The organism is Exiguobacterium aurantiacum (assembly GCF_001766415.1).
Taxonomy (GTDB): Bacteria; Bacillota; Bacilli; order Exiguobacteriales; family Exiguobacteriaceae; genus Exiguobacterium; species Exiguobacterium aurantiacum_A.
Map to the genome: position 1 here is coordinate 1,072,791 of NZ_MKXO01000001.1, position 21,527 is coordinate 1,094,317.

The 21,527-nt window shown below is 52.8% G+C and carries 18 protein-coding genes; 8 read left to right on the forward strand and 10 right to left on the reverse strand.

All coding sequences use genetic code 11. The features are described from left to right. Positions 1–87: 87 nt before the first annotated feature. The 5 genes from BJU60_RS05455 to BJU60_RS05475 form a co-directional block, all read right to left on the reverse strand. Positions 88–1,131: a LacI family DNA-binding transcriptional regulator gene (locus tag BJU60_RS05455; RefSeq protein WP_070327828.1), complete on the reverse strand. Its 1,044-nt coding sequence runs from the start codon at positions 1,129–1,131 to the stop codon at positions 88–90. Between the two features lie 49 nt (positions 1,132–1,180). Further along, positions 1,181–2,692 carry an alpha-amylase family glycosyl hydrolase gene (locus tag BJU60_RS05460; RefSeq protein WP_070327829.1) on the reverse strand — a complete coding sequence of 504 codons (1,512 nt, stop codon included), beginning with the start codon at positions 2,690–2,692 and terminating at the stop codon, positions 1,181–1,183. Between the two features lie 23 nt (positions 2,693–2,715). Further along, positions 2,716–3,549 carry a sugar ABC transporter permease gene (locus tag BJU60_RS05465; protein ID WP_070327830.1) on the reverse strand — a complete coding sequence of 278 codons (834 nt, stop codon included), beginning with the start codon at positions 3,547–3,549 and terminating at the stop codon, positions 2,716–2,718. Position 3,550: 1 nt separating this feature from the next. Continuing rightward, entirely contained in the window at positions 3,551–4,903 is a 1,353-nt protein-coding gene (locus BJU60_RS05470; protein ID WP_070327831.1) for a carbohydrate ABC transporter permease, read from the reverse strand. A 105-nt stretch (positions 4,904–5,008) separates the two neighbouring features. Next, complete coding sequence (locus BJU60_RS05475; protein WP_083273997.1) at positions 5,009–6,274, reverse strand: extracellular solute-binding protein; 1,266 nt, start codon at positions 6,272–6,274, stop codon at positions 5,009–5,011. A gap of 373 nt (positions 6,275–6,647) precedes the next feature. Here BJU60_RS05475 and BJU60_RS05480 point away from each other — a divergent pair, with 373 nt between their 5' ends. Both BJU60_RS05480 and BJU60_RS05485 read left to right on the forward strand, forming a co-directional pair. Continuing rightward, the gene (locus tag BJU60_RS05480) at positions 6,648–8,432 is read left to right on the forward strand and encodes a glycoside hydrolase family 13 protein (RefSeq protein WP_070327832.1); all 1,785 of its coding nucleotides are present in this window, start codon (positions 6,648–6,650) and stop codon (positions 8,430–8,432) included. 158 nt (positions 8,433–8,590) lie between these two features. Beyond that, on the forward strand, positions 8,591–9,949 hold the full coding sequence (locus BJU60_RS05485) for an MATE family efflux transporter (protein ID WP_070327833.1): 1,359 nt from the start codon (positions 8,591–8,593) through the stop codon (positions 9,947–9,949). A 35-nt stretch (positions 9,950–9,984) separates the two neighbouring features. On the opposite strand, the gene BJU60_RS05490 is transcribed toward BJU60_RS05485, so the two are convergent. Then, complete coding sequence (locus tag BJU60_RS05490) at positions 9,985–10,722, reverse strand: enoyl-CoA hydratase/isomerase family protein (RefSeq protein ID WP_070327834.1); 738 nt, start codon at positions 10,720–10,722, stop codon at positions 9,985–9,987. A gap of 153 nt (positions 10,723–10,875) precedes the next feature. Here BJU60_RS05490 and ybaK point away from each other — a divergent pair, with 153 nt between their 5' ends. The 6 genes from ybaK (at position 10,876) to BJU60_RS05520 (ending at position 16,117) form a co-directional block, all read left to right on the forward strand. Then, a complete protein-coding gene (ybaK, locus tag BJU60_RS05495) occupies positions 10,876–11,340 on the forward strand; it encodes a Cys-tRNA(Pro) deacylase (protein WP_083273998.1) in 465 nt (154 codons plus the stop codon). Positions 11,341–11,359: 19 nt separating this feature from the next. Then, on the forward strand, positions 11,360–12,058 hold the full coding sequence (gene pssA, locus BJU60_RS05500) for a CDP-diacylglycerol--serine O-phosphatidyltransferase (protein ID WP_016508135.1): 699 nt from the start codon (positions 11,360–11,362) through the stop codon (positions 12,056–12,058). A gap of 90 nt (positions 12,059–12,148) precedes the next feature. Beyond that, the gene (locus BJU60_RS05505; protein WP_070327836.1) at positions 12,149–12,898 is read left to right on the forward strand and encodes a carotenoid biosynthesis protein; all 750 of its coding nucleotides are present in this window, start codon (positions 12,149–12,151) and stop codon (positions 12,896–12,898) included. After that, on the forward strand, positions 12,864–13,562 hold the full coding sequence (locus BJU60_RS05510; RefSeq protein WP_070327837.1) for a lysophospholipid acyltransferase family protein: 699 nt from the start codon (positions 12,864–12,866) through the stop codon (positions 13,560–13,562). The genes BJU60_RS05505 and BJU60_RS05510 overlap by 35 nt, the downstream gene beginning before the upstream one ends. Continuing rightward, positions 13,559–14,626 carry a glycosyltransferase gene (locus BJU60_RS05515; protein ID WP_070327838.1) on the forward strand — a complete coding sequence of 356 codons (1,068 nt, stop codon included), beginning with the start codon at positions 13,559–13,561 and terminating at the stop codon, positions 14,624–14,626. Before BJU60_RS05510 ends, BJU60_RS05515 begins: the two co-directional genes overlap by 4 nt. A gap of 24 nt (positions 14,627–14,650) precedes the next feature. After that, positions 14,651–16,117, forward strand: a complete 1,467-nt coding sequence (locus BJU60_RS05520) for a phytoene desaturase family protein (protein WP_070327839.1) — start codon at positions 14,651–14,653, stop codon at positions 16,115–16,117. A 470-nt stretch (positions 16,118–16,587) separates the two neighbouring features. Here BJU60_RS05520 and BJU60_RS05525 read toward each other — a convergent pair whose 3' ends face one another. The 4 genes from BJU60_RS05525 to BJU60_RS05540 form a co-directional block, all read right to left on the reverse strand. Then, on the reverse strand, positions 16,588–17,427 hold the full coding sequence (locus BJU60_RS05525; protein WP_070327840.1) for a phytoene/squalene synthase family protein: 840 nt from the start codon (positions 17,425–17,427) through the stop codon (positions 16,588–16,590). Further along, the gene (locus BJU60_RS05530) at positions 17,396–18,874 is read right to left on the reverse strand and encodes a phytoene desaturase family protein (RefSeq protein WP_070327841.1); all 1,479 of its coding nucleotides are present in this window, start codon (positions 18,872–18,874) and stop codon (positions 17,396–17,398) included. Before BJU60_RS05530 ends, BJU60_RS05525 begins: the two co-directional genes overlap by 32 nt. Then, positions 18,871–20,364 carry a phytoene desaturase family protein gene (locus BJU60_RS05535; RefSeq protein WP_070327842.1) on the reverse strand — a complete coding sequence of 498 codons (1,494 nt, stop codon included), beginning with the start codon at positions 20,362–20,364 and terminating at the stop codon, positions 18,871–18,873. The genes BJU60_RS05530 and BJU60_RS05535 overlap by 4 nt, the downstream gene beginning before the upstream one ends. Positions 20,365–20,468: 104 nt before the next feature. Further along, a complete protein-coding gene (locus tag BJU60_RS05540; RefSeq protein ID WP_070327843.1) occupies positions 20,469–21,470 on the reverse strand; it encodes a class I SAM-dependent methyltransferase in 1,002 nt (333 codons plus the stop codon). Positions 21,471–21,527: the final 57 nt, after the last annotated feature.

Here is a 21,527-nt window from a genome sequence, read left to right on the forward strand (position 1 = left end):
GGACTTTTGTCGGATTGAACGTTCTTCCTTTATATGAATCAGAATCCGCACAAAAAAACCTTCCGCACGAAAACGGAAGGTTTCAACTCATTCAGCCGCATGGCTATTCTTTTTTTGACCACACGACTGGCGGACGACTAAATAGTGCGGGACGATGACACGTTTCCCGTACGGTGGTGCACTATCGCCGATTTGTTCGATCAGGCAGTTCGTCGCCTCGAAACCGAGACCGAAGATGTTGATCTCGACTGACGTGAGCGGCGGATTCGAATGTTCGGCGATATAGACGTTATTGAAACTGACGACAGCGACGTCTTCAGGGATTTTTAGACCCATCTCACTGAGCGTGCTGATGACACCGAGCGCCATCATATCATCACTGACGACGACAGCCGTCGGTGGCTCATCGACGTGAAGCAACTCCCGGACCGCTTTAGCGCCGCCTTTCGTCATGAACTCGGCACGAGCGATGTAGTCTTCCCGTACCGGGATCCCGGCTTCCATAAGCGCCGTCGCGTACCCGTTGCGACGGTCTTGCGTGACGGCCAATTTATCCGATCCGCCAATGAAGGCGATGCGGCGGTGACCGAGGTTGTACAAGTGCTTCGTCACTTCACGGCCAGCCAAGTAGTTGTCCGTATCGACGTACGTGATCGACGAGGCGTCCCCGAACGGCTTCCCGACGACGACGAACGGGAACTTCGTCTGGCGCAAATATTGGACGACTTTATCGTCTTCGCGTGAATACAAGACGATGACACCGTCGACCCGGCGACCTTGGACCATCTCGATGACACCCGACAGCACTTCTTCTTCGGTCACACCGGTCGTCATGTACAACGAATAACCGTTTTGATGGGCTTTCGTACTGATTCCGCGCAACACTTCCGGGAAGAACGGATTTTGGAGTATTTTCGTCGCCGCGCTCGGCATGACAAGACCAATCGATTGTGTCGAGCGGTTGGCGAGACTTCTTGCATGGATGTTCGGATGGTACCCGAGTTCTTCCATCGAACTACGAACACGTTCTTTCGTTTTCTGGCTAATTCGCGGACTGTTGGCGATGACGCGGGACACTGTCGACGGTGCGACGTTGGCGTGTTTGGCGACATCTTTGATCGTGATTTGCATGGTGCTCCCCCTTGCTTCCGTTAATTCATTGTTCCCTGCGACAGGGTATTCAGCTCACGCTCTTGCGGCGCTTCCACATGACCAGACCCGTCAAGAACAGCGGAATCGCGACGACGAGCAGACCAATCGTCCACATGTTCACTTCCGATTCTTCGACGACATAGGCGTTGGCGCTTTCGCCAGCGAGCTTGATAGTGAACGTGCCACGTTTTTCCGTGACAAGTTGTGAGAACAAGAGACCGCGGAGCCGTTGATCTTCACCGACTTCGCTTACCTCGAATTCAATCTCTGTATCCTCATCGTTCATATTGATGGCGTACAAGGCGACCTCATCGCCGTCGCGACGCTCGAACACGGCCATGCCGTCTTTCGAGGCAATCATTCGTTGCTCTCCAGTGGCGAAGACGGGATAGTCTTCCCGCATCCGGTTCATCGTCGCGACGTATTCATGTAACTCTTCATTCCCTGGGAAATCCGTCATCACCCGGTTGGCCGGATCGGCCCCACCGGTTTGCGCGTTTTCTGTCCCCTGGAATAAAATCGGCATACCAGGCGACGCATAGAGCGTGAACAGCGCTAGGCGAAGTCGCCGTTCTGCCGACTCGGCTCCCCCAAGTCCAGCGACGTGCATGAACCGCTCGACATCATGGTTGTCCAGGAACGTCGCCATTTGGTTCGGATCGTTGAAAAACGTCTCGGCGTAGCTTGCCGCCACGTCGATCTCGTCAACGTTGGCGTGCTTTTGCGTCATCGTCTTCGAGACGCGATCATAGAACGTAAAGTTTGTGACGCTGTTAAATCCTAAATTGTCGTACTCAGCGACGTATTGTGGATTCGGGTCGAACACTTCGGCCAACAAGTAAAAGTCAGGATCGACCGCCCGCACCGCTTCGACAAAATCTTTCCAAAACGGCTTGTCGACGTGGCGGACCGTATCGAGTCGATAGCCATCGATGCCGGTCTCTTCAATCCAATAAGTAGCGGCGTCGATCAAATAGTCTTTCACTTCCGGGTCTTCCGTTTTAAAGTCCGGCAAGTCGAACAACCAGTGCGTCTCGACTTGCTCTTGGTCTTGCCAAAGCACGATCGGCAACTCGTCATGGAACCAGTCCGGTCGTTCCTCGACCCACGGATGTTTCGGACCGACATGGTTGACGACGAAGTCAAGAATGACTTTTATATCGCGCTTATGCGCCTCATCGACGAGTTCTTGCAAATCTTCTTTCGTCCCAAACTGGGGATCGATGTCATAAAAATCTTTGATCCAGTAGCCGTGGTAACCGTTCGGCATGTTCTGAAACACCGGCGTCAACCAAATCGACGTAAATCCGAGCGATTCGATGTAGTCGAGCTTCTCGATCACACCTTGAATGTCGCCTCCGTGAAACGCTTTTGGATCATCCTTGTCGACTTGGTCGTTGTTGTCAGGATTCCCGTCAACGAACCGGTCGACCATAATAAAGTACATGCGTTCTTGTTCCCATGTTGCTGCTTCTTTCGCTCCGACGATTGTAGGAAACAAAAGAAGCGACAGGAGAACGAGCACGACGCCTCGCCTCATATCGCTTCCCCCTTTTTTGAGTATTAACCTTTCGTACCACCCGCAGTGAGACCGGAGACGAAGTAACGTTGGAATATGAAGAACAAGAGGACGATCGGGAGGGCCGAAAGGACGGCTCCTGCCGCGAACAACGTAAAGTTGTTGTCGAATTGTCGCGAGATCATATTGTAAAGTCCAACCGCTAGCGTCTGCTTCTCAGGTGTACGCAGGACGAGCGATGCCAAGATAAAGTCGTTGAACGGGCCCATAAAGTTGAACAAGGCGATCGTTGCGACAATTGGCTTCGCGAGCGGCAAAATGATTTGCCAAAAAATACGAAGGTGACCGGCACCATCCATCCGAGCAGCCTCATCGAGCTCTTTCGGAATCGTATCGAAGTAACCTTTCGCCAGGTACGTGTTCATCGGAATCGCCCCACCGGCGTACAGCAAGATCAGCGCTGTATGCGTATCGAGAAGGCCGAGCATGTTGAGTAACACAAAAATCGCGATGATGGCAACGAATTGCGGGACCATCTGCAAGACGAGGAACAAGATGAGCGAGTTCTTCCGTCCGACGAAACGGTAACGCGAGAACACATAACCAGTAATCGTAACTAAAATTACAGCGAGCGCCATCGTGATGAAAGCGATCTTCAACGTATTCACATACCATAAACTATAATCCGAAATTGTTAGATCAAACAAGTTTTTGTAGTGAATGAGCGTCGGGTTTGATGGGATGATCGTCGACGTGATCGTACGACCCGGGTTAAATGACGTTCCCATTACCCAAAGCATCGGATAGAGAATAATGATCGACGCAAGCGTCAAGATGACATAAGAGAACGCCAAATTGATTCGTTTTTGTTTTTTCATATCAGATCATATCCTCGTCTTTGAAAGATTTTGTCCGACGGAACTGGATGACGGCTAGTGTCATGATGAAGAATGACAAGATGAGCGTGATCGCAGCCGCAAGTCCGTATTGCGGGTTGGCCCCGAGCGACAATTTGTAAATCCATGAAATCAAGATGTCGGTACCACCGGCAGTTTGTCCTGGGACAGCCGGCCCACCACCGTTGAAGAGATAGATGATGTTAAAGTTGTTAAAGTTGAACGTGAACTGCGTGATGAGAATCGGTGCTGTTGCGAACAAGAGCATCGGCAATGTGATCAGACGGAACTTATCAAAGATGTTCGCGCCGTCAATCGTCGCAGCTTCATACAAGTCACCCGGGATCGACTGCAAGACACCGGTCATGAGCGTCATGATGAACGGGAAACCGAGCCACCATTGAATCAAGATGAGCGCACTACGTGTCGCTGTCGGGTCGGTCATCCAGCTAATCGGATCGAGACCGAAGGCCGGCAGGATTGTCGTATTGAACACACCGAACGACTCGTTGAACATCGAGCGGAAAATCAAGATCGTGATGAACGCTGGTACGGCCCATGACAAGATCAAGATTGAACGGAACAAGCGACGGAACCGAAGTCCTTCTTGGTTCAACAGAACGGCAAGGAAAATCCCGATCGCGATGACACCGACCGTTGAAGCTACCGTCCAGACGAGCGTCCAACCGAGAACGCCGACGAACGTGTCGCGCCAAATGTCGATTTCAAAGATGCGCGTAAAGTTTTCGAACCCGATCCACTCGACGAGTTTTGCCGGTGGCGCGTTGTTGTAACGATAGTTCGTGAACGCGATCAAGAACGTAAAGATCAGCGGCAACACGACTGTGAAGACGAGCAAGATAAGCGACGGGATCAACATCAAGTATGGGAATCCATGGTCGCGCAAGTTGCGAAGTTGCACTTGGAACGTTGGCACGTTTAGGTGCTGATCACGAATGCGACCGACTCGGTAAGCGTCACGAATGTTCCAAATGTAGAACGCGATACCGAAGAACAGTAAGATTATTGCGACAATACCTTCTACCATCAAGAAGATGGAGTGGTCGTTACGAGGTCCTGCTACTTCGCCAAGCGTGATCAATCCCCAAAGGCCACCACGGTCACCAGGTCCGGCGCCCGCCCCTTTGAAAAACAGATCGTAGTTTACTGCAAAATAAGACATGATGACGATAAAGAATGCGATCGCCTTCGCACGTTGGTTGTTATAGAACTGCCCAGCTCCCGGAATGATCGAGAGTAATGCGGCGTTCCGAGCATGATTGGTCGGTTTGTCCGGTCGTTGTTCCGGTGTTTTTGGGTTCGGAATTGAAGCCATCCTCAATTTCTCCTTTCAATTTGAGCAAATCAATCGAGCAAGCGTTTGCTCAATTTCAGAAAATGAGGGGGAACGCCATTTGGCGTACCCCGTCATTTCACATCCTTATTGGTTGTTTGCTTGGATTTGTTGCTCGATGACTTTAACAGCATCGTCAGCTGATTTTTGTGCATCTTGCTTGCCAGTCGCTACGAGCTGAAGCGCTTGTGCCATTGGCTCCCAAACTTGTCCCATTTCAGGAATGTTAGGCATTGGGATTGCATTTGTCGCTTGATCGAATACCGCTTTCGCAACTTCGTTCGCCGTGATTGTCTCATTCGACTCGAGTGCTGCTACCGGTGGGATCTCGTTGTATGCTTCAAACATTTTCAATGCGTTCTCTTCGTTTGTAAGTTCTGCGAGGAACATTTCAGCCCACTCTTGGTTCTCAGTGTACGCAGAGAGTGCATATGTTTTCACACCCATGAACGTCTTGATTGGCTCACCGTTCGGAAGTGTTGGCATTGCCGCTGCTCCGAGGTTGACGCCAGCATCTTGGTAACCAGCAACAGCCCAAGGTCCGTTCATAACTGTGTGTGCTTTCTTCTCAGTGAAGAGTTGGTCCATCGCTTGGCCGCCAGACTCGCCGATCAACCCTTTAGGGAAGAGGCCTTCTTGGTACCATTTGCCGATGTAGTCGAATCCTTCGACTGCGCCTTCATTGTTCAAGCCGATGTCGGTTGGGTCGAGCGCGCCGCCGTCTTCTTTGAAGACGTAACCGCCGAAGCCTGCAACTACACCGTGAGCGAAGTAGAAGTTATCCCAAAGACCGAGGAAACCGTACTCGCCTTTGTCTTTAAGATCTGTAGACAGCTTGTAAAGGTCGTCCATTGAAGCAGGAGCTTCTGAAACCAAATCCTTGTTGTACATGAGGACTGGTGTCTCAACTGATTTAGGATAGCCGTAAGCTTGTCCGTCGAACATGACAGCCGATTTCGAAGCATCTGTGAACGCTTCGAGCGCGCCTTCGTCAGCGAGCGGATTCAAGTGACCTTGGTCAGCGATCGTGCCGATTTGGTCGTGCGGTACGAGAACGATATCTGGACCTTTACCAGCCGGGCCGTCAAGCGCCAACTTGTCTTTTTGGTCCGTCATTTGAACTTCGACGACTTCTACTGCGACGCCGTGTTCTTCTTCAAACGCTTTCGCAACTTCTTTCGTCGTTTCCGACTTTTCAATATCTTCCCAAATTACGATTTTTTCTGGCTTGTTCTCGCTAGTAGAACCGCCTTCGTTAGTAGAACCGTTATCCGTACCGCCACCACATGCAGCAAGTGCACCGAAAGCTAATACTGCCGTTGAAAGTCCTGCTACCATTTTTTTCATCTTCATGATGAAAAACCTCCCCAAGGAAATTAGTATGGTCAGATTTGCGCACACGTACTGAACGACTGATTTTAATCAACTCCGCTACGAAATCAGCCATTCAGTGAAAACGTTTGCATCCTCACCTCAATTTTTATTATACAGTTGTGTAAGCGTTTTACAAGACTTTTTTTTTCAATTTTTTCTCGTAGGTATCCCATTTATCTCTTTTTCAACGTTTATGCGTTCAATTGTTCAATAATTGTCGTGAGCAGTGATTGACAAAATGTAACCGCTTTATTACCCTTTGCTTGAGCAAACGTTTTCGCAACGGTTGTTTCTTTTCTGAACAGACAGTGTAAAATGGTTACAACCCCAATCGAGAAAGGAACGATTTCACTTGATCAAAGAAGCTATTTATCATCGCGCCATGTCCCCTTTCGTTTATAAATACGACCGGGAAACGATCCATATTCGGTTTCATACGAAAAGAAATGATATCCAATCTGTTGACTTAATTTGGAATGACCCATACGACTGGCATTCAGAAGACCCGGCGATGTGGAACTTTGACCCGGACAAGCCGAGCTACTGGCGCACGTTCGAGACACCAATGGAACAAATCGGCCACGACGACCAATACGACTACTGGTTCATCGCGATCAAGCCGCCGTTCCGTCGCCTCCGTTACGGGTTCCGGCTCCATGACGGCAACGAGACGGCCGTCTATACGGAAAAAGGCTGGTTCGAAGATAAACCGCTCGACGATACGGGTTATTACTTCTGTGTCCCGTTCATCAACCCGATCGACATCTTCCACGCCCCGTCATGGGTCAAAGACACGGTCTGGTATCAAATCTTCCCTGACCGGTTCGCGAACGGAGACGCGTCACTCGATCCTGAAGGGACGCTCGCCTGGAACAGCACTGAGCCAACGATCACAAACTTCTTCGGTGGCGACTTCCAAGGCATCATCGATCATATGGACCACATCGTCGAACTCGGAATCACCGGCATTTACTTCTGCCCGATCTTCAAAGCGACGACGAACCATAAATACGACACGCTCGATTATATGGAAATCGACCCGCAGTTCGGGACGAAAGAGCAGTTCAAACAATTGGTCGACTTGCTTCATGAGAACGGGATCAAAGTCATGCTCGATGCGGTGTTCAATCACGTCGGCTACAACCATCCTTGGTTCTTAGACGTCGTCGAGAACGGGCCTCATTCCGAGTATCGCGACTGGTTCTATCTCCGCGACTTCCCGATCGAGACGGCACCGAAGCCGAACTACGATACGTTCGCTTTCGAGAAGAACATGCCGAAGATCAACACCGAACACCCGGCGTTGAAAGCTTATCTATTAGATGTGGCCCGTTATTGGGTCGAAGAGTTCGGCATCGACGGTTGGCGCTTAGACGTCGCGAACGAGGTCGACCACGCGTTCTGGCGTGACTTCCGTCGCACTGTAAAAGAAGCGAACCCCGAAGCGTACATCCTCGGTGAGATTTGGCACGATGCCCAACCGTGGCTTCAAGGCGACCAGTTCGATGCGGTCATGAACTATCCGTTCACGAACGCGAGCTTAAACTACTTCGCGCTCGATCGGACGACGGCGTCACAGTTCCGGGACGAGTTGACGCGTGTCGAGATGATGAACACGATGAACGTGAACGAAGTGACGTTCAACTTGATCGACTCTCATGACACCCCACGGGCCCTCACTCGGGCAAAAGGGCATAAAGGGAAGTTCAAACTCCTCATGACTTCGATGCTCACGTATACGGGTAGCCCATGTATTTACTATGGTGATGAGATCGGGCTCGAAGGCGAGCAAGATCCGGGCTGCCGCCGCTGCATGCCGTGGGACGAGGCCGAGGAAGACCGTAACTTGTTCCGCTTCGTCCAGAAATTGATTCAGCTCCGCAAAGATCACCCGGTGCTCGCGAACGGCGGATCGTACCGGTTCAACCTCGTCGACGATGAAGACAACGCCCTCATCGTCGAACGGAGCTCGAAAGACGAGACGTATTTGATCTACTTCAATAACTCAGATACGGTGTCTACGCTCAACCCGCTCTGGCATACAGGTGGTGCCCACGATTTACTGAACGACCGGGACGTAGACTCACTTGAAATCGAACTTGCACCGTATGGCACTTCCATTCTGAAACTAAAATGACGGCGTTTGACCACCCATTTGCTTGGGTGGTTATTTTTGTTGGAAATAATTTAGTAAACCCCCTTTCTTTTTCATTTCAAAAGGAGTAACATGACCATTGTAATTTTTAAAAGATAAATATTTCATATAAAGAATTTTTGAACAAAAGGGGAACATTCATGCCAACCAAAGACACCGAACAGCTCAGCCTATTTAAAATCTCGTGGCCGATCTTCATCGAGCTCGCGCTCCACATGGGGACCGGGATCATCGCCACGCTCATGCTCGCCCAGTATTCCGATGCCGCCGCTTCCGCGGTCGGCGTCGCCAACCAATTGTTGAACGTCTTCTTAATCGTCTTTAGCGTCACCTCCGTCGGCGCGACGATCTTGATCGGTCAGGCGATCGGTGCCGGTCGGATGAAGAAGAGCCGGGACTTTGCCCGCTCTGCCGTCAGCTTGAACATGTGGCTCGGCGTCGTCATGGTCGTCGTCGTCTTCTTGTTCGGCGAGACGTTCCTTCGCTTGTTCGGTCTGTCGGATGAACTGTTCGACTACGGCTTGTTGTTCTTGCAGATCGTCGGCTTATCGCTCTTCACCGAAGCGCTCATCATGGCGCTCAGCGCGGTGTTACGCAGCCACGGCATGACGAAACACGCCATGCTCGCGACGCTTTTGATCGATGTCATCACGGCAGCAGGAGCCATGCTCGCCGTGACAGGCTGGTTCGGTCTCCCGGTGACGGGTGTCGCCGGTGTCGCCTGGGCCATCGTTATCGCTCGTTTGTCGGCCATGGTGCTGTTGTTTTGGATCGTCAAACGCCGCCTCATGATGCGGTTCCCGCTCAAAGAGTTGATCCGTCCAAAACGCGATGATATTCAAGCACTCTTACAAATCGGTGTTCCTTCGGCAGGAGAGAACTTATCGTACCAGTTTTCACAAATTGTCATCACCGGCTTCATCGCGACGATGGGTGACGCCTCCCTCGCCGCTCGCGTCTACGTGATGAACTTATCGATGCTCGCATTTTTGTTCACGGTCGCCATCGCCCAAGGGACACAGCTATTGATTGCCCGCGACGTCGGCGGGAAGCGGTTCAAGGAGGCGTATACCCGGGCAGTCCGGACGTTGAAAATCGCCATGTTCTCTTCGCTCGTCGCCTCGCTCGGCCTCGCCGTGTTCGGGAAATCCTTGCTCGGCTTGTTCACGTCGAACCCGGACATCATCGCCGTCGGTATCCCGATCCTATGGGCGACGCTTATTCTTGAGCCGGGTCGTGCCATGAACATCGTTCTGATGGGGTCACTCAAGTCGGTCGGAGACGTCCGCTTCCCGGTCATGATTGGGATCGCCTCGATGTGGGGCGTCGCCGTCGTCTTCAGTTACTTGTTCGGGATTCAAATGGGACTCGGTGTGCTCGGGATTTGGCTTGCGTTCTCGCTCGACGAGTGGTTCCGCGGCTTCTTCGCTTTCCGACGGTGGAAGTACGGCAAGTGGCAACAAAAAGGCTTCCAGTTCGAAGCCAAACCATCCTCTTGAACGAATAAGGGAAGCGGTCAACACGACCGCTTCCCTTATTTTTTACTTAAAAATGCTTGCATCGCCCGTTGATGAACCTCGGTCTTGCCGCATTCCCGTTGCCAGTGGATCTCTTGCGCGAGCCCGTCTTCAAACGATGACTCGCGAAGGAGCGCCTTCATCCCTTGTACGGCCGTCGGTGATTTTGCCGCGAGCGTCTCGGCGTAGGCCGTGAGACGGGCAAGATACGCCTCATCCTCGATCAGTTCAGTGACGAGACCGAACGCCTCAGCCCGTTCGGCGTCGATCGTGCTGCCGCTCCACATCCAATCGAGCGCGACGTCTTGGCGCATCAAACGACGCAAATGATATGGCCCACCGGCGTCGGCGACGAGGCCGATCTTGATGAACGCCGAGCTGAACTTCGTCGAACGGGCGACGAGGCGAACGTCGGCCGCAAGCGCCAGACTGAGTCCTGCCCCAGCGACGACACCGTGGATGCCGGCAATGATTGGCTTCTGGCAATCCGAGAGTGCCCGGACGAGCGGATGGTAGACGTCTTCTAAATACGTGCCATAATCGGCGTCACTCTCGATCGTCAAATCTTGACCGGACGAGAAGGCGCGCCCTTCCCCGATCAGCACGATGACCCGGACCGATTCGTCGGCTTCAAGTTGTTCGAGCGCCTGTCTCGCTTCGCGCAACAACGTCTCGTTCAGCGCGTTCAATTTTTCCGGACGGTTCCATTTGAGCCAGCCTACCCCGTTGTGCCGTTCCACTTGAATTGTTTCCATGAAATAATCCCCCTTTAAAAAAATGAATCACTGTTCATTTCTCTATCGGTCATTCTGTTTCCTTCCTGACACCAAAACTTTTCAAGTTCGATTGCCCGACGCTACCACTATTTGCTATTCTTAGGGGAGTCGTTCAACGAAAGGGTGGGACTGGTGCAACTGACGAATGCCGCAAGACAATTAAAACAACGGAACATCCCGTTCACTTATCTTTCTTATGTAGTGGATGAGTCCGATGTCTCCGCAAAACATGTCGCCGCATCACTCGATAAGCCGCTCGACCAACTGTATAAGACGATTTGCCTCGAGAACGAGCAACGGAAGTACGCCTTCTTCCTCATCTCAGGAGATTTAGATATTGATTTAAAGGCGGCCGCTAAAGCGTGGGGCGCGAAGAAAGCGGCGCCCGTCCCGATGAAAGAGCTTGAAGCGCTGACCGGCTATATCCGCGGCGGCGTCTCACCGATCGGAGCGAAAAAGCGCTTCCCTGTCTTCTTGCATGACAGCGCGAAACAAAAAGACAAGATCATCATCTCGGCCGGAAAACGTGGCTATCAAATCGAATTAACACCGGACGACTTGATCCACTTCACGGACGGCCGCTGGTTCACACAATGACAAAGATGGAGGCAATACTATGTGGAAAGAACGAATCCGATCGTGGGTTCCTAACTCATTTACATTCGGTAACTTATTTTGTGGCGTCCTCGCCATCGTCTACGCCGCGCGTGGCGATTTCTCGAATGCGACACTCCTGATCATCATCGCGATGATGCTCGACAGCCTCGACGGCCGTCTCGCCCGTATGCTCGGGGTAGACGGTGACTTCGGAAAAGAGCTTGATTCGCTCGCTGACGTCGTCACGTTCGGCGTCGCCCCGGCGCTGCTCGCTTACTATACGTTCTTTATCGATTACGGAAACTACGGGCTCTTCTTCGCCGCCCTATTCCCGCTCTTCGGCGCCTATCGCCTAGCCCGGTTCAACTTGTCGGCGACGAACGTCACGGCCAGCTATTTCTCAGGTGTCCCGATCACGGCAGCCGGTGGATTGCTCGCCGTCGTGACGACGTTTGGCGACCGCGTCAACGAACTGCTCACCCCGATCTTCTTTACCGGTCTCGCCTTGCTCATGGTGAGCCGGGTTCGTATTCCGAGTTTTAAAGACGTGCCGTTGCCGCGTCACTCGTTCATCATCACGTTCAGTCTCGTCTATTTGACGTATATGACGTTCGCCCGGTGGAAAGAATGGCCGACATTTTGGTTCATCGCCATCCCGTTCTACATCTTGTTCATCGCTTTCTCATTTGTGAAAAAACGGAAGCGCATGGCGAATTGATGAGTCCCTCTAGCAGGGGCTCTTTTTTTGTGCATGCATTCATTAGACGGATGTCGAAAACCTCTTTAGAATAGAAGGTGAGGTGATTTGATGAAAGTGTATCCATGGATTTGGAAATTATTTTTAGTCTGGTACGTCGTCGGCGTTGTTCTCGTCGGCTTTGATTTACTGCCGAGTTGGCTCGAATGGGCGAACCCGGTCTTCTTATGGCTCGCCGGCCTCATCGGAGGGTGGGTCATTGCCGACGGGGTCCGTCACGCCCGTTTCATCGTGCCGTTCATCTTTTTCGGCTCGATCGCTGTCGAGACGCTCGGTGTCAAAACCGGGTTCCCGTTCAGCGAGTACATTTATGCCGAAGCGTTCGGTCCGACCGTGTTCGGCGTACCCGTCACGATTGGCGCGGCCTGGCTCGCCGTCATCGGCGCAAGTTTCGCTGTCGCCCGCCTGTTCGCGTTCAAGCGACGGACGCTCTGGCTCGTCCCGTTTTTGGCGGTCTGGTTAGACATGGCGATCGATCCGGTCGCAGCCAACGTGAAAGGCTACTGGGAATGGGCAAATGATGGTCTCTATTATGACATCCCGACGCAAAACTTCGTCGGATGGTTCGGACTGTCGCTCATCTTCTCATGGTTACTCGACCGCTTCGAAGTCGAAGCAGAGCTGACTTTACTTATGCACGGACGCTACTTGTTCGTCATGCTTCACGCCTTGTTCGGCGTCACCGCGGTCAACGCCGGTCTTTATGGGATCGGTGTGCTAAGTATTGTAACGGCAAGCGTCATCTATTTGGAACGGAGGTTGCGTCATGATCGAAGCGAACAAAAAGAAATGGTTCAGTAACATCTTTTCAACGTTCGTCAAAGAACACCAGATCCGACCGTTCTTTCACACGATCAACGTTCGGGCTGATGACGTTCCGACGCCGGGCCTCTTTTTAAGCACGCACAGCTCGTGGTGGGACGGACTCATCTTGCTCATGTTGAACGAGTATTATTTACGGCACGACGTTCACGTCCTGATGGATGAGGACGGATTGCGACGCTTTCCGTTCTTCCGTCACTTAGGCGCCTTTTCAATCAAAAAAGGCAAGCTATCCGACATTCGCGCTTCTCTCAACTATGCCAATCAGCTTTTGTCCGTCGGGAAATCGGTGTGGGTGTTCCCGCAAGGCCGCGAATACCCGCAAGAGCACCGGCCGCTTGAGATCGGGACGGGTGCGACGATGCTACTCGCAAAACCTGAGGTCCGGCTTTGTGCCATCTACTACGCGTTCGCGTCGCATGCGTCTCCGGTCGTCTACGTCCGGTTCCGGACCCATACCGTTGTCTCGACGACACGCCGGGAGCAAAAGCAAGAGCTCGCCGCGGCGCTCGAACGGCTCTATGATGACACGCGCTACGATGTGATCGCCCAGTCGGACCGGTACATGTCGTTGTTCCCGCCACGACGCGGGCTCGCCGACTGGACGGAGCACTTGCTCAACATCGGGAGGAAGCAACGATGATCCTATTCGTGCTCACTGGACTCATGTTTCTCTTCACGCTGGTCAACTTGGCATTTCTTCGTCCGCTCACGGCCCCAATCCCGGTGCCGCCGACCGCGCTTTGCATTCCGCTCCGCAACGAAGAGCGGAACGTCCCGAAATTGATCAACAGTTTAAAGCCGGCCCTCACCGCCGGCTGTCACGTCTACTTATATGAGGATCGCTCTGAGGACGGGACATACGACGCGCTCGTGCGGGAAATCGCCTCGGACGACCGGTTCACGATTTTGCGCGGTGTGCCGCTCACCGACGGTTGGTCCGGAAAAGTACACGCCTGTCATCAATTGGCGATACAGACACGTGAACCTTACTTATTGTTTCTCGACGCCGATGTGACCATCGACCCGAGCTTCGTCGGCCGTATGCACGGAACGCTCGTCCGGGAAGGCGCCGTCTTTTTATCCGGCTTCCCCCGTTTCCCGACGCCGACGTGGCTCGGTAAACTGCTCATTCCGATGCAACACGTCTTGATCGCCCAACACTTGCCGCTGTTTTGGCGAAAAGTGAGACATCCCGCCTTCGCCGCCGCGAACGGGATGAACGTCTTGGTCGAACGGACTAGTTACGAGGAGGTCGGCGGTCACGCCTCGATCCACGACTCCCTGATTGATGATATCGATTTATGCCGCGAATTTAAGCGCCGTAAAAAAGTGACGTCGCTCGTCAACGTCTCGCCTTATATCACGTGCGATATGTATGCGACAAACGAGGAAGTCTGGAACGGGTTTTCAAAAAACGTATTCAAGGGAATGAATGAAGCAGTGGGCATCGCCCTTTATTTTTCCCTTTACTACGGCGTCCAGTTATCGGCGTTCATCTTCCTGCTCATCCGACCAGACTGGATATCGCTCGGAGCGAGCCTGTTCGTCTTGTTCGCACGGCTAGCCATCGACTTGAAGTCGGGCGGGCGCCATTTTTGGCTCCATCCGTTCAGTCTGGTTGCCTACCTCGTCCTACTCACGAACGCGGTCGTCCGAAAATGGAGACGAAAACCGATCACTTGGAAAGGCCGGATGTATCATTAGAAAATTGTTAGGAGGCGCATTGCAATGAAACAAATCGCTATTATCGGGGCCGGTCTCGGAGGTCTGAGCGCCGCCGTCACACTAGCGGCTCGCGGGTACGATGTGACCGTCATCGAAAAAAATGAACACGTCGGTGGTAAGCTCATGCCGATCATCACGGACGGTCACCGCTTCGACTTCGGGCCAAACACGATCACGATGCCGGACGTGTTCCGTTCCGTCATCCGGAACAGCGGGGCCAACCCAGAGGATTATTTCGAACTCGTCAAACTCGACTCGCATACGGTCAATCACTTCTCCGACGGGTCGACGTTCACGTTCCACTCCGAACGGGAACAGATGGAAGCTGAAGTCCGGCGCTTGACCGGTGACAAAGCCGACAAAAATCAATTGGCGGCGTACTTGGACGAGGCTGAAAAGCTATTTGAGATTGCCAACAATCGTTTCTTCACTCGAATGGACACAAAAATCGACACCGGTCTTTGGGCCGATATGATGAAGGTCCATCCGCTTAAGAGTTTGCACGCGCTCCATAAAAAATATTTTAAAGACCCGCGCATCATCCAAGCACTCGACCGTTACGCGACGTATATCGGCAGCAGCCCTTACGTCACACCCGGCACGTTCGCCTTGATCTCACATCTCGAGCTGAACGATGGCGTCTATTTTGCCAAAGGTGGGAACTGGACGATTGCCAAAGGTTTCGCCAAACGCGCGAGCGAGCTCGGTGTCGAGTTCCGACTCGGCCATGAAGTCACAAAGATTGAAGTCATGAACGGTAAGGCGCATGCTGTCGTCATCGACCATGAAGAAGTCATGTCTTGCGATGCCGTCCTTTTGAACGGGGAGCTGTTGACCCAATATCCTCGGCTCGTCGATGCGGTCCATCGTCCATCGTTCCCGGTACCGACCCGGGATACGGTCGAGCCATCCGTCTCTGCTTTCGTCATGATGGTCGGACTGAACAAACGTCTAAATCTCGCCCATCATAACGTCTACTTCTCGGACGATTACGAGGCTGAGTTCCGTGCCTTGTTCGACGAAGAACGCTACGCCGACGAACCGACGATCTACATCTCGAACTCGGCCTACACCGACCCGTCCATGGGTGAGGCCGGGGACAATCTGTTCATCCTCGTCAACGCTCCGGCCCACTTGACCGACATCGATGCCGAGACGTATGAACATTTGATCCGTCGACGGCTGCGCACATTCGGCGTCGATTGGGACGACGCTGACGTCATGTTCCACCGCCGCGTGACCCCGCTTGACTTGACGCGTGATTTTTATGCGTATTACGGCTCGTTGTACGGAACGTCAGCAAACTCGAAAAAAGGTGCGTTTTTCCGTCCGGCCTCGCGCTCGGAAGACGTCTCGAACATCTGGTTTGCGGGTGGATCGACCCACCCTGGAGGCGGCAGCCCAATGGTGACGCTTTCAGGACAGTTCGCTGCTCGTTCGATGTTGGAGGACATACCTCTGACAATTTGAACATTTTGTGAACAGAGGATTCGACACTTGTCGACAAGTCACAGACGTGATAACATCATATCGAGTTCAAGCAGTATTGTAACGTTTGTTACACCTGTAGCGATCGAATGGCTTCCCCGAGCCAATCGCGTTTTGAACTTGTCACACCCGAGAAAAAAGTGATGAGCGAGTTTCCCCACTCGTTTCCCGTTGCTGGAATAGCATGCATCTGATGTTCCCCCTTAGTCCATCAAGCATCCTACTTCAGCGAAGATGCCCCATCGTTTCATTCCCCATGAAACGAGGCACATCTTTAGGGTTCATCACGTCCGATTCGTTCGTTTCCCCGATGAACGGATCACATAACGCTTACGCCACTTTTGGTCCCCCGCCAAAAGTGGTTTTTTTGTATCCTAAAAGCCTGCAGACGGTGTCTACAGGCTCGAGTATGTTCAGCAAAAGACCCGATTGCTCTCGCAATCGGGTCTCTTTCAAAGTCTCGCTAACAGCTTTCCTTTTTGAAGTGTCGATACGTAAGCGCGCTTCGTAAAGACATCATGGTCGTTACTTCGGGCCGCGTCTAATATGCCTTCATAGAGGAGCGCCGCTGCTTGGACCGGCTTTCGGCTCGTCGCCGGATACAAGTGATGCGTCTCACGGGCACTGCGGTATAGCGTCTCCGCTCGGGTGGCCAGCGTCTCCCACACTTCAACGAACTGAGGCGTCACTTTTCGTTCGAACAGATCGGTCTCTGACATCTCGTGTTGCGCTAAGAGCGTGCGCGGTACATAAATCCGGTCCCGGTCCAAGTCCTCACCGACGTCGCGAAGGATGTTCGTCAACTGCATGGCGATACCGAGGTCGATCGCGCCTTGCTTCAGTTGGTGCCGCGCTTCCATATTCGCGTCCGGGACAAGGATTGGTAACAACATCAAACCGACGGTGCTGGCCGCATAATAACCGTACTGTTCCGTCTCTTCAAGTGTCGTGTAACGTGTCTTATGTAAATCCCACTTCATGCCTTCCGCTAACTCAAAGAACGGTTCGACGTCCATGTCATAGCGCTGCCAAACGTCGCGTAAAGCAATCCAAAGAGCGCCGTCTGGGTCGTTGCCGGCTAAAAAGCGGTCGAACTCCGCCAGAAATGCGGTCAAACTTTCCTCAGGATACGCTGACTCGTCGACAGCATCGTCTAACGTCCGGCAAAACGTATAGACCGCGGCGACAGCCTGGCGGTCCGGTTTTGACAGCAGGGAGAAGGCTCGATAAAACGTGAGCGAGCCTTTCTTCATCACTTCTTCACATTGACGATACGCTTCTTGCCTCGTCATGGTACAATGCCCCCATTTCTTCTTCCATTCTTTTCACTAACAACTGTGAGCCGATCATCACGATCGGGACACCACCGCATGGATGCACGGAGGCACCGACGGCATAGAGCCGCTCGATTTGAGCGTATGGACGGGCTTGCGGCTTGAATGCGGCCGACTGCGAAAGTTTCGGGGCGATCCCAAAGCTCCCGCCTTCGAACAACCCGAACCGTTCCGCGTCCATCGGTGTCCGGACTTTCATCTCGATGACACGGTCTCTAAATTTAGGGACCATCCCTTCGATCCGGGACACGAGATGTTCAATCGCCCCGCTCTGTTCAAAATCTTGTCGCTCTAACTTGCGCGGTACCGGCACAAGGACATAAAGCACACTCGTCCCGACTGGTGCGAGCGTCGAATCGATGAGCGACGGATTGAACGTATACATCGCCGGATACTTGCTCAGTTTACCATCTTCAAAGATCGTACGCATCGACCCGGCAAAGTCGTTTGGCAAATCGAACTGATGGACTGGGAGTTCGATCTCGCCGTCCACCGTGAAATAGAGGAGCAGTGTGCCGCTCGACGGTTCGTACGCTTTCGGCTTGATTCCATCGATCAGACGTTCCATGAGCGGGAAGTCTCCATTGACGATGACCGCATCATACGGATGAGGGACGCCATCGACGACGACGGCGTTGGCACGGCCGTCTTGGACGCGGACGCGGTCTACGGGCGTGTTCAGCTTGAACGTGACGCCCCGCTTCTTCAGTTCTTGTTCTAACTTCGTCGCAAGCGAGAAATATCCTCCTCGTACGTACCAGATTCCCTCTTCTTGCTCGCGATATGGAATCAAGCCGTACAGGGACGGCGTCTCATAAGGATTGCCGCCGATGTAGAGCGTCTGCAGACTATAGGCGACCCGGAGCCGCTCATCTTTAAAGAACCGCTTCATGTTCTCATGAGCCGATTCATACGCTTTCAGGCGCATGAGCAACATGAGCAGTCTCGGCTCGAACAAGTCGGTCTTACCTTTATAGCCTCGGTTTAAAAACGTGTCAAAACCGATTTTGTATTCCTCGCGCTTTTGCCCCATGTAGCGACGGAACGATTCGCCTTCGCCGAAAAATCGTTCAATCTCTTCGGCTTGACGATCGATGTCGTGATATTTATGAAACGTCGTCCCATCTTCGTAACGGAGGCGATAGAGCGGATCGACTTCGAGCAGTTCGAGTTCCTGTTCGGGAAACCCTGCTTCTTGCAGTTGGCTCTTCAGCTTGCTCGGCAGCAAGACGATTGTCGGTCCTTCGTCGATGCGAGCACCGTTCTCAAACTCGACATAATTGAGGCGCCCACCGACCCGGTCCTCTTTCTCATAAATCGTCACTTGGGTCGATGGATGCTTATGAGTCCATAGCAAGGCGGCGTAAAGCGACCCGATACCGGCACCAACGAAACTGATGTTCATCGTCCGACACCCGCCCGGTCCCGAAGCAAGTTGGCCGTGATTCGTGCCGATTCAAAAATCGTCGGCAGTCCGCTGCCTGGATGCGTCCCTCCACCGACGAGCCAGACATGGTCGAGCTCTTCGAACTGATTGTGTGGACGGAAGTACATCATTTGCGACAAGTTATGTCCCAGGTTGAACGTTGCCCCTTCATAGACTCCAAACGCTTCCCAATCGTTCGGGGTGAGCGCCTGCATCACTTCGATATGATCGCGGACGTTCCGATAAGGCGAACGTGTCTCGAGTGCGTCCAACACACTCTCCGTCATCTTCGCCTGAAGCGTCTCCCATGGGAGGTTTGACAAATTATTCGGCACCGGTACGAGTACGTAGAGCGACGACTTGCCGGCTGGCGCGAGCGTCGGGTCGATACGTGACGCGTTTTGGACGTAAAACGAGAAGTCCTCGCTCAGCTTCAAGTCTTGCGTCATCTCTTTGACGTTGCGCTCATAATCATCCGCAAAGTGAATCGAATGGTGACCGACCTCATCATAGACGCGATCGAGTCCGAGGTAGAGCATGAACGTCGAGCAAGAATAGCGCTTCTTCTTCAACTGTTTCGGACTCCAGCGCGTAAGCGTATCGCTCGGTACGAGCGTCGTCATCGCATGGGCAAAATCCGCCCCGACGATGACTTCGTCAAACGCGTAATGGACGTTGTCCGCCACGAGTCCGTTGACACGTTTCCCGTCGAGCAATAGACGGTCGACCGCTTCACCTAACCGGATCGTCCCGCCTTCTTCCTCGATGACACGGGCCATCGCCGAACAAAGTTGGTTCACTCCGCCGATCGGGTGATGGACGCCGTACGCGTGTTCCATATACGACAAGATCGAGAACCCGCCCGGACAGTCCCAAGCCGACATCCCGAGGTACTTCGCTTGGAACGTGAACGAGTATTTAAGTTCTTCACTTGTAAAGTACTCAGACAGCACGTCGTATAGCGATTTTCCGATCGAGAGGAACGGCAGCGCCTTCAAGACGCGTGTCGACACGTAATCCGTCAGCTTATCATGGGCGGTCTGGAGCACCGGCATGAGCTTCGATAGTTTGACCGCCTGGTCTGCCATGAACCGGTCATACCCTTCACCGTTGCCGGGGAACATCTCTTCAATCGATTGGCGCATCTGGTCGCGGTCGGTCGTCATCGATAGCACGCTTTGTCCGCGATCAAAATAAAGATCGTACATCGGTTCTAATCGCTTCATATCGACATAATCAGCCAAATCCCGCCCCGTCTCTTCGAACATTTCTTCAAGAATATACGGCATATTCAAAAAAGTCGGGCCACGATCGAACGCGAACTCCCCGACTTGCAGACGTGACGTCCGTCCACCGACAAACGGTTGTTTCTCAAATACGGTTACATCCACACCACGGCTCGACAAGATCATTGCGGCAGCAAGCCCACCTGGCCCAGCACCAATCACTGCGACTCTTTTTTCCGACACGTTGAACAACTCCCTATGTGAAAAGTCTCTTATGCTTCTATTCTATTATAGAAATGACTGGACACAAGTTCAAATCTGAATCGGTTCGCTGTGCGCTAGACGTTTCAATCTCCACGTTCGGCGATGACGATATACCAAGATCCTTCCGGAATAAACGGGATGAAACGTACTTTCTCGAAGCCGACCTGTTCCAATTGCCGGCGCAACTGACGAGTCGTCGGGAGCGGATGAAGGTTATCGTGAAGCGTCATGAACGCGTTGAACGCCGAAGCGAAGCGGGCGCCGAGCGGTGACTCCGCGAGCGGCGTGACGAGGACGGCGACACCTGCCGTATCGAGATTACTGAGCATCCGTTCTAGCAGTCCAATCCGCTGCTCGGGCGAGAAATAGTAAAGCATATTGTTCATCATGACGACATCGAACCGCTCGTCGTGATCCCATTCCATGAAATCGGCCACTTCGTAACGAATCTCCCCCGTCTCATCTTGCTCACGTGCCTCTTCGATCACTTTTTGTTCGAGGTCGATTCCGGTCAACTTCCAATCCGGCTCAAGACCGTGGAGTTTTCGCAAATAGCCCCCGTGTCCGCATCCGATATCAAGCATCGTCTTGACGTCCGCTTGGCGGAGCAGCTGTTGGACGACCGGGAAAGCGACCGTTTCGACGAGCGTCGACGTTTGAGCGACGACTTTCCCGTGTGTCGCACCGTCGAACGTCTTCTGTTTGCCGGACTCTAAAAAGTCTGGGTAGGCGATGAGTGCCGGGATATGAAGTTCCATCATCTCTTGAAGCATGAATCCGATGCTGCGCTCGTCTTTGAGCGAGAGCTGATACTTCAAGCTACGCGTCGGAAAATAGCGCCACCCTTTCTTCTTCAAATGGCGCACGGCGACCCCGACTTCTAGCCAACGCTCGAGTGCGAGTTTCGTGAGCGGTTGCTTCAAGCGCAGCGTCATTTCAGCGAAGCTCGCCCCGCCTTGAAGCGCGTCGAACAATCCGTATTTGTAGCCGATATAGCCGTGCCATAACGGCAAGAACGATTCGGTTTGCTTCATCCATCTACGCGCATGTAATACACGCGACCATTCATTCGTTTGTTGATCCATTGTTTCACCTCATCATCGTTATCACTGATTTTTTTATTTTCCCCTAATAATTTGCGG